General features: G+C 65.5%; 17 protein-coding genes. 8 read left to right on the top strand and 9 right to left on the bottom strand.

Going from position 1 to position 14,596, the window contains the following annotated elements; translation table 11 throughout:
• The gene (locus C6A87_RS28855) at positions 1 to 420 is read right to left on the bottom strand and encodes a DUF4174 domain-containing protein (protein ID WP_311118125.1); all 420 of its coding nucleotides are present in this window, start codon (positions 418 to 420) and stop codon (positions 1 to 3) included.
• 214 nt (positions 421 to 634) lie between these two features.
• Here C6A87_RS28855 and C6A87_RS28850 point away from each other — a divergent pair, with 214 nt between their 5' ends.
• Complete coding sequence (locus C6A87_RS28850; protein WP_311115361.1) at positions 635 to 2,383, top strand: hypothetical protein; 1,749 nt, start codon at positions 635 to 637, stop codon at positions 2,381 to 2,383.
• Here C6A87_RS28850 and C6A87_RS28845 read toward each other — a convergent pair.
• The 3 genes from C6A87_RS28845 to C6A87_RS28835 are packed head-to-tail and all read right to left on the bottom strand — an operon-like array spanning position 2,370 to position 3,633.
• A complete protein-coding gene (locus C6A87_RS28845; protein ID WP_311118124.1) occupies positions 2,370 to 2,645 on the bottom strand; it encodes an alcohol dehydrogenase in 276 nt (91 codons plus the stop codon). The genes C6A87_RS28850 and C6A87_RS28845 overlap by 14 nt on opposite strands.
• 47 nt (positions 2,646 to 2,692) lie before the next feature.
• On the bottom strand, positions 2,693 to 2,965 hold the full coding sequence (locus C6A87_RS28840; protein WP_311115360.1) for a hypothetical protein: 273 nt from the start codon (positions 2,963 to 2,965) through the stop codon (positions 2,693 to 2,695).
• Positions 2,962 to 3,633, bottom strand: coding sequence for an IclR family transcriptional regulator C-terminal domain-containing protein (locus tag C6A87_RS28835; RefSeq protein WP_311115359.1), 672 nt, complete (start codon positions 3,631 to 3,633; stop codon positions 2,962 to 2,964). Before C6A87_RS28835 ends, C6A87_RS28840 begins: the two co-directional genes overlap by 4 nt.
• A gap of 449 nt (positions 3,634 to 4,082) precedes the next feature.
• Here C6A87_RS28835 and C6A87_RS28830 point away from each other — a divergent pair, with 449 nt between their 5' ends.
• Positions 4,083 to 4,508, top strand: coding sequence for a nitroreductase/quinone reductase family protein (locus C6A87_RS28830; protein WP_311115358.1), 426 nt, complete (start codon positions 4,083 to 4,085; stop codon positions 4,506 to 4,508).
• A gap of 85 nt (positions 4,509 to 4,593) precedes the next feature.
• Here the strand turns inward: C6A87_RS28830 and C6A87_RS28825 are convergent, their stop codons facing one another.
• Complete coding sequence (locus tag C6A87_RS28825) at positions 4,594 to 5,496, bottom strand: NADP-dependent oxidoreductase (RefSeq protein ID WP_396836954.1); 903 nt, start codon at positions 5,494 to 5,496, stop codon at positions 4,594 to 4,596.
• Positions 5,497 to 5,955: 459 nt separating this feature from the next.
• Here C6A87_RS28825 and C6A87_RS28820 point away from each other — a divergent pair, with 459 nt between their 5' ends.
• A complete protein-coding gene (locus tag C6A87_RS28820) occupies positions 5,956 to 6,876 on the top strand; it encodes an LLM class F420-dependent oxidoreductase (RefSeq protein ID WP_311115356.1) in 921 nt (306 codons plus the stop codon).
• A gap of 112 nt (positions 6,877 to 6,988) precedes the next feature.
• Here the strand turns inward: C6A87_RS28820 and C6A87_RS28815 are convergent, their stop codons facing one another.
• Positions 6,989 to 7,552 (bottom strand): TetR family transcriptional regulator, encoded by a 564-nt coding sequence (locus C6A87_RS28815; RefSeq protein ID WP_311115355.1) that lies wholly within the window; start codon positions 7,550 to 7,552, stop codon positions 6,989 to 6,991.
• 189 nt (positions 7,553 to 7,741) lie between these two features.
• Here C6A87_RS28815 and C6A87_RS28810 point away from each other — a divergent pair, with 189 nt between their 5' ends.
• The 3 genes from C6A87_RS28810 (at position 7,742) to C6A87_RS28800 (ending at position 10,205) form a co-directional block, all read left to right on the top strand.
• Positions 7,742 to 8,326: a nitroreductase gene (locus tag C6A87_RS28810; protein WP_311118123.1), complete on the top strand. Its 585-nt coding sequence runs from the start codon at positions 7,742 to 7,744 to the stop codon at positions 8,324 to 8,326.
• Positions 8,327 to 8,567: 241 nt separating this feature from the next.
• Positions 8,568 to 9,332, top strand: a complete 765-nt coding sequence (locus C6A87_RS28805; RefSeq protein WP_396836953.1) for an ATP-grasp fold amidoligase family protein — start codon at positions 8,568 to 8,570, stop codon at positions 9,330 to 9,332.
• Between the two features lie 42 nt (positions 9,333 to 9,374).
• Entirely contained in the window at positions 9,375 to 10,205 is an 831-nt protein-coding gene (locus tag C6A87_RS28800; RefSeq protein WP_311115353.1) for an adenylate/guanylate cyclase domain-containing protein, read from the top strand.
• Here C6A87_RS28800 and C6A87_RS28795 read toward each other — a convergent pair.
• The 3 genes from C6A87_RS28795 to C6A87_RS28785 all read right to left on the bottom strand — a co-directional run bounded on the left by C6A87_RS28795 (position 10,187) and on the right by C6A87_RS28785 (position 11,731).
• Positions 10,187 to 10,678, bottom strand: a complete 492-nt coding sequence (locus C6A87_RS28795; RefSeq protein WP_396837136.1) for a hypothetical protein — start codon at positions 10,676 to 10,678, stop codon at positions 10,187 to 10,189. The genes C6A87_RS28800 and C6A87_RS28795 overlap by 19 nt on opposite strands.
• A gap of 35 nt (positions 10,679 to 10,713) precedes the next feature.
• Complete coding sequence (locus C6A87_RS28790; RefSeq protein ID WP_311115351.1) at positions 10,714 to 10,866, bottom strand: hypothetical protein; 153 nt, start codon at positions 10,864 to 10,866, stop codon at positions 10,714 to 10,716.
• A 94-nt stretch (positions 10,867 to 10,960) separates the two neighbouring features.
• Positions 10,961 to 11,731 (bottom strand): DeoR/GlpR family DNA-binding transcription regulator, encoded by a 771-nt coding sequence (locus tag C6A87_RS28785; RefSeq protein ID WP_311115350.1) that lies wholly within the window; start codon positions 11,729 to 11,731, stop codon positions 10,961 to 10,963.
• 245 nt (positions 11,732 to 11,976) lie between these two features.
• Between C6A87_RS28785 and C6A87_RS28780 the strand changes: the two genes are divergently transcribed.
• Both C6A87_RS28780 and C6A87_RS28775 read left to right on the top strand, forming a co-directional pair.
• Positions 11,977 to 13,044 carry a substrate-binding domain-containing protein gene (locus C6A87_RS28780; protein WP_311115349.1) on the top strand — a complete coding sequence of 356 codons (1,068 nt, stop codon included), beginning with the start codon at positions 11,977 to 11,979 and terminating at the stop codon, positions 13,042 to 13,044.
• 13 nt (positions 13,045 to 13,057) lie between these two features.
• The gene (locus tag C6A87_RS28775) at positions 13,058 to 14,587 is read left to right on the top strand and encodes a sugar ABC transporter ATP-binding protein (RefSeq protein WP_311115348.1); all 1,530 of its coding nucleotides are present in this window, start codon (positions 13,058 to 13,060) and stop codon (positions 14,585 to 14,587) included.
• Positions 14,588 to 14,596 lie beyond the last annotated feature (9 nt).

Genomic DNA, 14,596 nt, shown 5'->3' with positions numbered 1-14,596 from the left:
TCAACACCCACTCGGTTCGGCGGCCATCTCTCGGCTTCGCATGGGCATGCCATCGATCACGGCATAGACAGTGCGCAGATCCGGTACGTCGGTGACGCGCAGTTTCTCGCCGCCGTCTTTTCCGATCAACAGCACGGCGAAGTCGTTCCCGTCGATCCCGAATCGGTCCGCGAGCCGTGGAGATTCCTCGGCGTCGATCACGTGACCGTCGAGCATGCTGGTGCCCTCGGTGACCACCTGGCCGAGCACCATGTCACGACTGACGAAGTCACATCGGCTCGCCTCGATTCGGCTCAGCGTCTCCGTCAGGCGTGGATCAGTGTCCGTCGGTGCGAACACCAGTAGGGGGCGACGTTCCCAGCGATAGTCATCGAGTCCGGCAGCCGCAGCGGTCGCTGATCCGAGCGCAACGCCGGCCATGAACACAACCAGCATGAATGCCGATCGCCGGACGCTGAGTGTGGCCCCCATAGTGCTTCTCGAGCTTACTCACCGATGCCGGCGTCCAGGCCGGCTCGCACCGTGACACAAAGATGACCAGATTCCTAAAACTGTCTACTCGGGGCGCGGTCCTGCCTTACCTTGAGCGCGACTGCAGCAACGTGGTCGTCAATATCGAAGGTTGGGGAGTTCTATGGCTCAGCTGTCAGCGTGGATGGGTGCAGGCGTGGTCGCGGCGGGCGTGTCTGCCGCGTTGATCGCCGGGGCCGACACCGCAACAGCCGATACCGGCTCCGGGACGGCGGGCGCCACCGCAGGTGCGTCCGACACCGGTGCTGAGCGCGATAGCGCGGAGGCGCCGAGCGAAACCAACGATGCCGACACCAAAGAATCCGACACCAAAGCCGCTGACACCAAAGACGCCGAGGCCGAGGAGGCGGGCGACGCAGAGGTCGACGACGCGGAGGTCGACGACGCGTCCGAGGAGAGCATGGAGCCGGACGTCGAGCTCCCCGAGCGGGGCTCCGGTTCTGACGACTCCGGCGCTACGCCCGCGGCTGACAGCGAAGAAGCGACCGAATCAACTTCCAATGATGCGCCGCCCGTCGACGACACAGCCATCGAGCTGAAGGACGACCAGCTCGACGCCCCCGCTTCACCCGGCCCGCAACCGGCGGAGGATACCGCAGTCCCCGAGGAGCAGAGTCCTCCGTCGGGCCCGCCTGCCACGACTCCGTCGGAGGTCAACCAGGTTGTCGCCCAACGTGTGTCCGCAACAGTCAATACCTCGGCTGCACTGACCGCGTCACCCCCGCGGACGCTGCAGGAGGTACTGCAATCCCTGGTGACCGAGATCATCGGGGCAGCCATCCGGTTCGTCGCCGGTCCGCCGGTGGTTCCGGCAGGCGTCAACGTCACGGTGCGCACCTCCAGGCTGGAGATCACCGAAGGGCGCTTCGTCAGCGCGCACTGGTACTACCCCGACGCGACCGAACTGCCGGAGCGGCTCATCTACCTGCAGCACGGCTTCCGCGGCGTCGGCGCCATGTACAGCAAGACCGCAGCCTGGCTGGCCGAGCGCACCAACAGCATCGTCGTGGTCCCGACGCTGTCGTCGAACCCCTATGTGCGCGACGGCTTCTGGCTTGGCGACGACCAGGTGCACCGCGCCACCGCCGACCTTCTCCTCGGGGATCGCGACGCGCTCACGGCCAGCGCGGTGGCCGCCGGCTTCGCCCGAAAGTACGGTACCGACGCCCCATTGCCGCAGCGGTTCACCCTGGTCGGCCATTCGCTGGGAGCGGGGGTCGCCGCCGGCGCGGCCGGCTACTACGCCGAGGCGGTCGCGGCTAGTGGCGCGGTCAACAGGCTGGCCGGGATCGTCACGCTCGACGGCGCGCCGCCGGGGTCGGTGCTGGCCGATGCCCTCGACAAGCTGGAGAGTCTCGGCACCTACGTTCCGGTGATCGAACTCGGTGCACCCAGGAAGGACGGCACGCCGCGCCGGGTCGACGCGGCTCTCAACGAACACCGGCCCGGGCATTTCAACGGGGTGGTTCTCGACAACGGGCAGCATCTCGACTCGATGCAGGGCGGAAGCTGGGCGATCCAGCTCATCTCCTATCTCAACCAGGGGTTTCCGACCGAGCAGAACAAGTCGGCCGCACAGACTCTCATCGCCGGGTGGATCAACGACATCTTCGCGGGCCGGATCGATTCGTCGACGGGTGTGTGCGCGGGCGAGGGCTGCGCAGGCATCTACGACGAGCCCGGGCAGTCGCTGTCGGTCGCGACTCCGAAGGGGCTCGCCACCGGGGCGGTCATCGGCGCACGGGTCGCTGTGGCGCGAACCGCGTTTCGGCCCACGTCGGTGACGTCTCTGGTGTCGCGGCGGTCGACGGCCTTGCAGCTGGGTCTCCCGGTCGGCATCAGTCGAACATGACGACAGCGCGCCCGACGATGTCGCCGCGTCCCAGTGCGTCGAGGATGTCGTTGATGTCGTTGATGTCGTCGAGTTTCGTTGTCACCACGTTGTGTTTGATCTTCCCTTCACCGGCGAGGGTGAGTACCTCCTCTAGATCGTTGCGGTTTCCCCAGAACGAACCGAAGTAGGATCGCTCACCGCTGACGAAGGGCAACAGCGGAAGTTCCACCTTGGTGCCCATCAAGCCCACCTGCGAGAGGGCGCCCTCGGTCGCAAGGATCGACGCGGCCAGACCGAGGGACTCCTGGGATCCCGCGCAGTACGCGACTACGCCTGACCCAAGCTCGGCCGATAATCAGCGGCCTCGGCCTCGGCAGCAAGCAATGCACCCAGCTCACCCTCCTGCTGGGCAACAAACACGCCGATCACCTGCCGGCATACCTCCGGTACGCTCACCCCACGCATTCTCGCAATACGGTTCAGCCCGACCAGCATTGACGTAGACACGTGAAACTGCACAGCGAACTGTCCGCACGAACCATCCTCAGGCGCCGGCCCCGGCCCCACCACCACAGGTTCATCCACCCCGTACTCGCTCACCTCAGCAGCCCGAGCTCGCTCGATAGCCCCTCCGCTAGAGCCGCCAACGCCGTCGGCCGGGTCCCGGAACTCCTCGTGACTGAACAAACCCATTCCGCCCACGCTAGACCTCCCAGAACCCGCAGGCCGCCCATCAGCGCCGTCGTTGACGAGAGACCTCGGCGAACGGGCGGCATTCCAGGAGGTCGCTCGAGACCGAGAGCTTCGATCGTGGCGCCCGGATTGGGGCCCAGCAGTGCGGCCAGTCGCGGACTGAGATCTCGACAGGCGCCCAGCAGCGGTCGCACCAGGCGCGAGACAGCCTGAGGCGGCAGTCGCTCCGACGTCCCGGCGATGGTCATGGAGCCCAACACGATTGGTGGAATCGTCGGATCGGCGTGCGCGGCCAGCAGGGGTACTGAGACGCCGTTGATGCCCGGATGGTTCTCGCCGTAGGACGTTTCATACCCCCGTTCGCGAATAGCGGTGAGCTGCTGGGGCGTCACACCGTCGAGGGCGACGCCGGCCAGCTCCGTCTCGGGTAGATAGGCGAGGATGATCCGGCCGCTGGCCCCGGCGGCCAGCGGTGAGCGCTCTCCGAGAACGCCGGCCGGGTCGAGCAGCGGCCCTGAGCGCGCCGGCACGCCCAGCACCAGCACCAGCAAGTGTCCCGCCCGCAGGTGCACCACGGCCGCCACCGCTGACGGCCGCCAGCCGGGCGACGATCGGGTGCATCACGCGCAGCATGGCCGGTCGTGGACCGATGACAGTCGGCAGCGCCAACGCTCGACTGGCCGTCCGGTAGCCGGACCGCCCGAGATGGTGCACGTAGCCCTCGAATGCGTTCCGCATTCTGCAGGCACTCGAGGACGTAGTCATTACCGCCGTCGTAAGGCAATGATGTCGACAACTCACGCGACGCATCGACGTGCCGACGGGCTATTCACTGTTCCCCGGATATTTAGTATCCGACCGAACTGGAATAGTTTCTCCGGCTTTGCGTTTGTGAATTTTGACAATGAATCGTGGACGCGAAGGCGACGTTATGGATGATGAGAGCGGTCCAGTCGGTGGTGCGTGGGGTCTAGGGGCCGCCGCTACGGAAGTCAGTCGGCTCAGCGAGACTGGCGATGGGCAGATGGCTGCCATCAACGCCGATGTGGTTCAGCAGTACCGAGCGAACGGCGGAGCCATCAAGACCGGCTTGTTCGCCGGGATGCCAGGCCTGCTTCTGCACACGAAGGGCGCGAAGTCGGGTAAGCAGAGACTAAATCCGTTGTACAGGTTCGATTTCGAAGACAGCTGGTATGTCATCGGCGCAGATGGGGGAAACCTGAAAACCCCAGCGTGGGTGCACAATCTACGGGCGCAGCCGCAAGCATCGGTGGACATCGGCACCGGAACCGAGGTGGTCACTTACGATGTGACAGCCAGAGAGTTGCCCGAGGTCGAACGAAACCAGTTGTGGCAGAAGCTTCTGCGTGAGATACCGCATATTGCCGGGTTCCAGGAGAAAGCGGACGGCCGCATCATTCCGGTGTTCGAGCTGAAGCCCAAGGAGTAGCCGAGGATACGCGGCTCGCCGGTCGACGCGGCTTTCGCCACTATCGGCGCAGGACAGCCGATCCCTCGATAAGACGCGTCGCCGATCACGGCAGAGTGATCACAATCTTGCCGGCGCCGCTCTCGGCCAACTCATGAGCCTCCCGGATGGACGCGAGTGGCAGAACGCGGTCGACGCGGGGAGTGTACCGGCCGCGCTGACCAAGCTCGGCCGCGCGTGCGAGGAGGGCGGAATCGTTCGCGGCGTCCACCTTGCGAACGCCCAACCGCGCGGCTCCTTCCTGGTCGATGACGGTCACCACCCGGGAAGCGTCACCGACGATCTCCACGAGGTCCGGCAACGACGCGGACGGCGCAGCGTGCAGTGCGGCATCGACACCGTCCGGTGCCAGTGCGTCGACACGTTCGACCAGCCCCGGGCCATAGGTCGTCGCCATCACCCCGAGGTCAATCAGGTACTGATGGTTGGCGGGTCGGGCGGTACCGATCACCCGGGCCCCGGCGTCGAGCGCGAAAGCGACTGCGGCACTTCCCACGGCACCCGAGGCGCCCTCGACCAGGAGTGTGCTACCACTCAGATTCCCCAGCGCGTCGATAGCCCGTGCCGCGGTAGCGGATGCAAGTCCGGCGGCGGCCGCCTCCTCGGTGGACCAGTTGGCCGGGACGGCGGTCCAGGCCGTCAGCACCGCGAACTCTGCCGTGGTGTCACTGACGCCCCCGAGCCCGAAAACGACGTCTCCCACGGCCGCGTTCATGACGGCGCTGCCCACCTCGTCGACGACTCCGGCGGCGTCACGTCCCGGTATCGCAGGTAACTCGAGGGGAAAGACGTCTCGGATGGCGCCGGCACGCAGCAGGTAATCGATGGGGTTCACACTTGCCGCTCTTACCTTGATGCGAACCGAGTTCGCCGCGGCGTGAGGTTCGGGCGCCTCCTCGACGACCAGCACGTCGGGGTCTCCGTAACGGTGAAAGCGGGCGGCCCGCATAAGAACTCCAATCTTCGTACGCGACGGCATACTTGCTTCGAATTCGAGCGTACGCCTGATGCGATGTGTGCCCCGCTTGCGCGGCGCACGGTCAGCCGTCAGCGTCCGGGGCCGTGATCAGCAGTGAGTGTCCGCAATTGCCTTGTCTTATCGGCACGTCGCGCGACCTTCCGGTGTGGTGCTGTGGCCGAGTCCCGCACACGGTTCACCGTGGCGTGCCGGTACCAACAATCGGGGCCCGATGATGCACCGCAGGCCGGAGACCGCGCCGTCGCGGCCATACCAGTCGATGGCTGCGAAGACGTCGGCGACCGTCAGCCCGAGGTGGTTGAGCCTCAGGGCACCGGCGTCGTGGGGTATCAGCGGTGGTGAACCCCGCCCCATCTGCAATCGGGCGCCGAGACCGGTTGGCGTGTGCCGGCGGGAATAGACCTGCCCTGTGTTCTGTTCGTGCTAGCCGTGACCATGAGACTTGGACTACAGATTCCGTACTTCTCCTATGGCCTGCCCGTGGCCGAGCTGTTCTCCGCGGTGAAGTCTCAGGTGCAGGAGGCCGAAGCTGCCGGATTCGACACCGTCTTCCTGATGGACCACTTCTACCAGCTGCCGGGGTTGGGCGCACCGGACGAACCAATACTGGAGGCGTACACGACTTTGGGCGCGTTGAGCGCTGTCACCGACCGCATCCAGTTGGCGACCTTGGTCACCGGGAATACCTACCGGAACCCCACCCTGCTTGCCAAAGAGATCACCACACTGGATGTGATCAACCGCGGGCGCACACTCTTGGGTGTCGGAGCGGGGTGGTTCGAGCTGGAGCATCAACAGCTCGGGTACGAATTCGGAACGTTCACGGAGCGCTTCGAGAAGCTGGAAGAAGCTCTGCAGATCATGATTCCGATGATCCACGGAGAGCGACCGACCTTCGAGGGCAAGTGGTACCACACCGAGAGCGCCATCAACGAGCCCCGTTACCGCGACCACATTCCGGTGATGCTCGGTGGTAGTGGCGAGAAGAAGACTTTCCGGCTGGCAGCCCAGTACGCGGACCATCTCAACATCATCGCCCCCATGGACGAGCTCCCGGCCAAGCTGCGCGTGCTCAAGCAGAGGTGTGCCGAAATCGGGCGTGACCCAGCGACATTGGAAACCAGTGGCTTCCTGACCGTGGTGATCGACGGCGAACCCTCGGTTGACATGGAGGAAGCTACCGGCGGTCGCGCTGTCCACGGCACGCCCCAACAAGTCGCCGAGGAGATCCAGCGACGCGTGTTCGACGTCGGAGTCGACGGCGTAATCATCAACATGCCGACTCACGGCTACACGCCCGGTCTCGTCACGAAGGTGGGGGAGGCGCTGAGTCAGCTGACCGCACACTAGGCCGACGGCGGCTTGCACGTCTGAATCGCCTGGAAGACCAGCGACTCCCGCCGTTCGCTACGACGGCGGACCGACACGACGTCGGGACGGGCGGTCGCTGTCGGTCGGCGGCCTACTGCAGCGCGGCGTCGAGCAGCGTTTCGGCCGCTGCCCGCGCGAAGTCGCCTCGACCGGGATCGTCGAACACCATCGCCCGACCCGCGACACCGTCGGCGAGGATCGACAGTTGTTCGGCCAGCCGGTCGGGTTCGCGTGCGCCGAGCTCGGTGAGCAATTCGGTGATGCGAGAGGTGAACTGCTGCTTACGTTCTCGGGTATAGGCGTGGGGCGGACTCTGGGGGTCGGGGAATTCGGTGGCGGCCGAGGTGAACGGGCACCCGCGCACCGGCCCGTCGAACCGAGGTACCCGGAAGAGCGCCATGACCCGGTCACGCGCGGGCAGATCGTCACGGTCGAGCATGCTCTCCATCGTGAGTCCGGCGTCGGACAGATGCCGCAGATACGCGACGACGAGATCCTCTTTGGCCGGGAAGTGCGCGTACAGAGTGCGCTTGGAAACCGGTGCGGCAGCGGCGATCTGCTCCATGGTGGTCGCGGTGATGCCCTGCGCCTCGAACAACGTGGTGGCGGCGGCCAGGATGCGTTCCCTGCCGCCGCGACCCCGTGGGCTACTCATGACCGCAACTATACGCTGCCGTTTACATCCTGCCCCTGAACCGGTACCTTCGACGAAGTAAACGCAGTCATGTACTTGATAGGGGTGCTTCATGACGTCCGCGACCGACTCGGCCGAATCCATCGATCACGTCATCCGTAACCGACGCGCGACCCGCGCCTTCCGTCCGGACGAGGTCCGGCCGAGACCCTGCGCACCGTCTTCGAGCTGGCCGGGCAGGCACCGTCGAACTCCAACACCCAGCCCTGGCAGGTCGAAGTCGTCAGTGGCGGGGCCAAGGAACGCCTCGCCGACGCGCTGGTCGCGGCCCACGTGGCCGGGGAGAGGACCGTCGACTTCCCGTACCGGGAAGGTCTGTTCCAGGGAGCCCTGGCGGCCCGCCGCGCGGAGTTCGGCGCACAGCTCTACGGAACGCTGGGTATAGCCCGCGACGAGACCGACCTGCTGGAGGGCTACAACACCAAGAGCCTGCGGTTCTACGGGGCGCCGCATGTGGCCCTGCTCTTCGCCCCGGCCGAGACCGAGGCGCGCATCGCGGCCGACATGGGCATGTACGCGCAGACGTTGATGCTCGCGATGGCCGCGTACGGTATCGCGTCGTGCCCGCAGGCGCTGCTGAGCTTCTACGCCGACACCGTGCGCAGCCAACTGGGCGTGCACGGACGAAAGCTGTTGGTGGGCATCTCGTTCGGCTACGCCGAGGAGTCCGCGCCGGTCAACTCGCTGCGGGTTCCGCGGGCGCCGCTCGCCGAGACGACACGCTTCCGCCGCTGACTGCACCAATGTCGTGACTCGGTACAGCTAGGCGGTATCGCTGACCCATCACGACGTTCTGCCGAGCCGGGGCCCGCAGCCTGAGTTTGTGATCGCATCCCGTTGGGCCTCGCGCCGCGAGGGCGTCCGGTGGCGCGAGCGGAGCCCACTCGTGCGTCGGGAGCGCCTCTGGCGTACGCGGAGACCACGCACGTTCCGCGAGAAGGTCCGCTACAAGATGCTGCGCGATCACCGCCCGCTGGTGGTGACCTTCGCCGACAAGGCGGCAGTACGTGACTATGTCACCACGGTGATTGGTGCACAGTACCTTCCGCGGGTGTATGCGATCCTCGATGACCCCGCCGCATTGCGCGAGGTGCGCCTGCCCGACTCCTACGTGGTGAAGCCGACCCACGGCAGCGGCGCAGCCATCATCGTTTCCGGCCATGCACCCAAGGACGCGCGCCTGCCCACCGTGCCCCGGAGTTGGGAGTACCGGCACGTTCGTCCTGAATCCGCACCTCGCGAGGACATCATCAGTATCGCGCAGGGTTGGGTCGCGCAGCTTTACGGCCAGGGGCCGAACCGGGAATGGGTGTACGGGCGAATCCAACGGCGCATCATCGTCGAGGAGATGCTCACCGGCCCCGACGGCGGGGTTCCCGATGATTACAAGTTCTTCGTGTTCCACGGGCGATGTGCGTTCATCCAGGTCGTCTCCGGACGGTTCGGCCTGCGCACACAGGACTTCTTCCGGCCGGACTGGGAGCACCTGCTGCTCAGCGGCGGAGCGCCGTGGGCCGATCCCCGACCCGTCAAGCCCGCTTGCATGAGGGAGATGATCGACCTTGCCGGACGGCTCGGCGGCGACACCGATTTCGTTCGCGTCGATCTGTACGACATCGCCGGGCGCATCGTGTTCGGCGAGCTGACGAGTTTCGCTGCCGGAGGCGACAGCCCGTTCGACCCCGAGTCGTTCAACGAGGATTTCGGGCGGCCATGGACTGTTGCTCGGCGTTACCGATGACGCCCTGCGCGGTCGGTCGCGACCACCCGCCATAATCGCGACATGACCGTGGCGCTGTCGATCGTGGTCCTGCTCGAGGCGGCCGGGCTGATCGCGCTCGGTGTGGTGCTGATCGTGTCGCGGCGGTCGTTGGCGTCGACGCGCCGCGCGCTGGAGCGCGAGCGTCGCAGAGACGAGAAACCCCGCCGCACGCGGAAGCCGATCGGGGTGGCGCCGCTGGCGGTCAAGACGGTGATGCACACCGTGCAGACCGCGGATGCGATCGTCCGCAAGACCCTCGGCGGTTCGGTGCGCAGCTCGATCGACGATCTGGCGGGCTGGGCGCGGATCGAACGACCCGACCTCGCGCGCGTCGTCTCCGCGGACGGACGGGTCGTTCTGATGTTCTCCGACATCGAAGGCTCCACCGAACGCAATGCGGCTCTGGGCGACCGGGAGTGGGTGCAGCTGCTGGAGCGGCACAACACGCTGATCGGGAACTGCGTGGACGACCACCACGGCCACGTGGTGAAAACCCAGGGCGACGGGTTCATGGTCGCGTTCGCCGAGCCGGTCGACGCGGTCCGCTGCTGTGTGGCCGTGCAGCGGGCGCTGCGCCAAAACCTCGACCGCTGGGACGGCATCCGGGTGCGGATGGGTGCGCATGTCGGCACATCGGTGCGGCGCGGAGAGGACCTCTTCGGCCTCGACGTCGTCATCGCGTCACGGGTGGCCGACCTCGCCGACGGCGCTCAGATCCTCGTCACCGATGCGGTGCGGGAATCAGTCGGCGACCCCGACGACATCAGCTTCACCGGGCCAGATGATCTGGAGCTCAAGGGCTTACCGGGTACCCAGACCGTCTACGCCGTGAATTACCTGCCCGGGCCGTAGAGACCGGGTAGCAGGTCGGGATCGCCGGGAGTCCAGGTGTTGGTGACCTGTGATCGCGCGCCCATGGCGGCTGCCCTCTCCAGGAGCCGGCCCCCGAGCTCGAGCTGTCCGTCGTGCGCCTGCAGGTGGTTATAGAGCGCGGATACGACCTGCAGGAAGGGCTGCTCGGTCGCGACGCCGACGACTTCGGCGACTGCGGGGGCCAGCAGCTCGGCCGCAGCGACGCGCATCTCGTCGATGAAGCGCTGCTGCACCGCACCCGGGTGAAGCGACACCGGGTTCTCGAAATCCCTCATATCGATGGTCAATTCGCACAGGTCATCGCCGTCAGCGACGTTGCGGTACCAGACGTAGCTCAGCGGGCGCCGTCCCCGCTTTAATTCCGTCCATCCCGGGGGTCCCCACGACGTGCTGCGCCAATCGAATGAGCCTTGGTGCAGCGCCTCGTGCCCGGCCCGAGGTACCGCAACCAACAACGTGCGACGCTGAGTTCCTCCAGACCTCGAGGCTAGGACGAGTCGGGTGAGTCCAACGGCGGCGTGGCGTATCCAGTGCTGTCCGGTGGCACCCCGGAATCGTCGGCGCCCGGCTCGGCGCCACTCTCATCGGCCGCTTCGCGCAGCTTCTCCGGCAAGCTCTCGTCCCGTTCGGGTCCCGTCATCATGACCTCCATTGTCGGATTGTGGTTGTCTACCCGGCACCGACGGTGTGAAACGGTGGCGCTGCACGCGGATCGCCCTGGCTGCAGGCGAGAGTCAGAGACCGGTCAAGATCTCGACACCGCCGGCGACGAAGGAGTCGAGAGTGTCGGAGGGCAGATCCGGATCGGTGATGATCCCGGTCAGCTCGCTGAGGTCGCACACTTTGAAGGGTGCTCGGGTCATGAACTTGCTCGAATCCGCCAATGCGTAGCTGCGCTGACTGTTCTGCAGCACAGTCCGTTTGATGTCGACTTCCTGAAGTTCGAAGTCGGTGAGGCCTGCGCCGATGTCGATGCCGCCGGTGCCGAGGAAGGCGACGTCAGGATTGACGTCGCGCAGGAACGCCCGTGCGGTGGAACCTGAGATCGACATGTCGCCGCCGCGGACCTTGCCGCCCGGCATGAATACGTCGATGTCGGATCCGGAGCTGAGCACCTCGGCGACCCACATCGACGGGGTGATCACCGTGCCGGTGAAAGATCCGAGCATCGCGCGCGCCACGGCGATTGCGGTCGTGCCGATGTCGACGAAAACCGTGTTGGCGCCGACAAGCAACTGCGCAGCCGACTCGCCGATCGCATTCTTGGCATCAGCGGCGAGAATCGTGCGGTCAGTGAACGAAGGCTCTTTGTTGCTCGTCCGGACCTCGGCGTGAATCGCCCCGCCGCGGACTCGCTGAAGCTGCCGGGTCTCGTCAAGAGTTCTCAGGTCGCGTCGCACCGTCTCGACCGAAACGCCGAGCGCCTCAGCTAGTTCATCACTGGAGATCGACCGACGGGCGGACACGAGCTCGACAATTCTCTCCCGCCGCGTCGCAGCAAGCATGTAGTCCTCCTTTCCACAGGCAGAAGGCACGGGCTCCAGTATCAAAGCGTGCGGATTTATCTGTCAAGTACGGGCAAGAACAGGCGCCAGAACGACGCGCGCAGCAGGAGCAAGTCCAGCGCAGCGAGGCTTTTCCTGACTGTAACGTCCCGTTAATGAACGATCTTGACCGAAAGAGACTGTTGTTGCACACTGTGTCCTGTCTCACGAGGTCGGCGTGACGCCCATCTCTGGTCGCGGGATGCGTGCCGGGAAGCCGGATGTGTTCAGCAACCCGAAGGCCCGGTGAGAGTCCCATCAAGCGATTCGGAAGGGCAGCGATGCGAAGGGCAAAAAAGTTTCTGGGGGTGCTGTGCGTAGCGACCGTGAGCTCGGCGTTGGCAGGCTGCGGCGGCGATATCGTCTCCGAGGTCGGCGGTAGCAGCGACTGCACGCCGTCGGAAGAGAAGGTCATCGGCTGGGACTGGCCGCTGTCCAGTCTTGAGATCTACAAGCCCTTCAACGAAAAAGTCAGTCAGATCGCCACGGAGCGCGGATACCGCACCGTCACCACCACCAACGACGGCGACCTGCAGCAACAGGTCAGTGACCTCGAGGCGTGGGTCGCGCAGGGGCTCTCAGCGGTCGGGACCTACGCCCTCGAACCTTCGGCCATCGAGCCGATCGGACGTCGCGCTCTGGACAACTGCGTCGGCTTCGTCAGTTACGGAACGAATCTGAAGAACCAGGATGCTGCGGTGCAGTTCGCCTGGGATCGCAGTGGCGCCGAGCTCGGCATCAACGCACGCGAGTGGGCGAGGGCACACGGCGGTCCACTCAAGGCGCTGGTGCTCCACGACCGCGACATCACCGCGGGCAAGGAGCGCGACGACGCACTCATGGCGGAGTTCCCCGGTGCCGCGAGCAATGTCGAGATCGTGAGCCATCAGCGAGCGGTCGACACCGCCTCTGGAGAGTCGGTCACCTCCACAGTGCTGCAAGCCCATCCCGATCTGAACATGGTCCTCGCCTACAACGACGATGTCGCCATCGGTGCACGCCAGGCGTTCATCAACGCCGGCTTCGCCCCGAACGACCCGAACGTCTACATCGGTGGCCAGGACGGTTCCCCGTCCGCTCTTCGGCTTCTCCAGCAGGACGGCATCTTCCGGGCGTCCTCGGCCGTGAACTTCGGTGACCTCACGTCCACCGTGGCGAACACCATCGTCGACGTCGCGGAAGGCATCGAGCCGGAGTACGGCCCCCTGGACTTCTCGGTCCTGACTTCCGCTGATCCGGATCAGGTCGCCGAATTCCTGGCCGCATACAACTGAGAGTCGCCCCCCGATGGCCCTGTCTCTGACGAACATCCACAAGTCGTACTCCGCAAATCCTGTCCTGAAAGGAGTGGACTTCGAGGTCCGTGCGGGAGAGGTCCACGCTTTGCTCGGACCGAACGGGGCCGGCAAATCGACTCTGATCAAGTGCATCGGCGGTGCCACCGCCATCACAAGTGGCACCGCCGAGCTTGACGGCGAAGCTCTCGAAGATCTCACGCCGTCGAAGGCTTTCGACGCGGGAATCGTCACGATTCATCAGCACCTCAGCCTGATCGACACGATCAGCGTGGTCGACAACATGTTCTTCGGCGACGAGTTGACGACCTTCGGGATCATCAATCGCGCGAAGCAGAATCGGATCGCACGGGAGTTGTTGGCGCAGCATGGCATCAACGCCACTCCCGGCACGATCGTCGGAGACCTGTCCATCGGGGTGCGGCAACAGATCGAGATCGCGAAGGCCTGGAACAGGACGTCGATCAAGGTGCTGATCCTCGACGAGCCGACCGCGGCGATCTCGGCGAGAGAGACCGAAATCCTCTTCGAGAAGGTCAAATCACTGCGCGACAGCGGCGTGGCGATCATCTACACCACGCATCGCATGGCGGAGGTGTTCCGCATCGCTGATCGCGTCACCGTGATCAACTCCGGTGTGGTCGCGCTCAGCGGCCGGACCGAGGACCTGGCCGCGTCGGACATCCTGGAAGCCATCTCGGCGGGATCCGGCCAACCGCTCGCTGCCCGCGCGGGGCAGGCGCAAACGTTCGAGCGCACGGCGGTCTCCGTCACCGACGGCGCCGGCCCCCGATTCGGCCCGGTGAGCTTCAACGTCGGCGTGGGCGAAATCGTCGGGCTGTTCGGCGCAGTCGGATCCGGGCGAACCTCCCTCTTGGAGAGCGTGATCGGAAGCTACGGCGCCGGAGCCATGTCCGGTCGTATCGAGCTCGACGGCAGCGCCTATCGACCGAAGTCGCCGGAGCACGCGTTCAAGCGGGGGATCAGATTCGTCGCGTCGGACCGGGCGACCCAAGGACTTTGGTCGACACTGACAGCCCGGGAGAACGTGCTCATGCCGAGGTACAAGCGACTCTCGAAGCTCGGGATCCGCAGACCTGCGGCGGAGCGGCGCGAATTCCAGCAGATTGCCGAGGAACTGGCTCTCCAACCGCCGGACCCGCGGATGACAGCCGAAGAGTTCTCCGGCGGAAATCAGCAGAAGATCGTGGTCGGTCGGACCGGATTGGGATCCGCGCCGATTCGGCTCCTGATACTCGACGAGCCCACCCAGGGCGTGGACATCGGTGCCCGGGCGCGAATCTACGACTACATCAGGGATCTCATGAAAAAGCACGACTGCGGATGTCTCGTGGCGTCATCCGAGCCGGACGAGATCCTCCAGCTCTGCGACCGTGTGCTGGTGATGGATGACGGGCGGATCGAAAGAGAGCTTGCCGGTCAGGAAATGTCCGAGCAGAACATGATGCTGGCCGCGCACCAGTTCGTGGGCGTGACCGCCCAAGGAGCAGACAATGAGTAATGACACCCC

Source organism: Mycobacterium sp. ITM-2016-00317 (assembly GCF_002968295.1).
Lineage (GTDB): Bacteria > Actinomycetota > Actinomycetes > Mycobacteriales > Mycobacteriaceae > Mycobacterium.
This window is presented reverse-complemented; position numbering and strand designations above follow the sequence as displayed.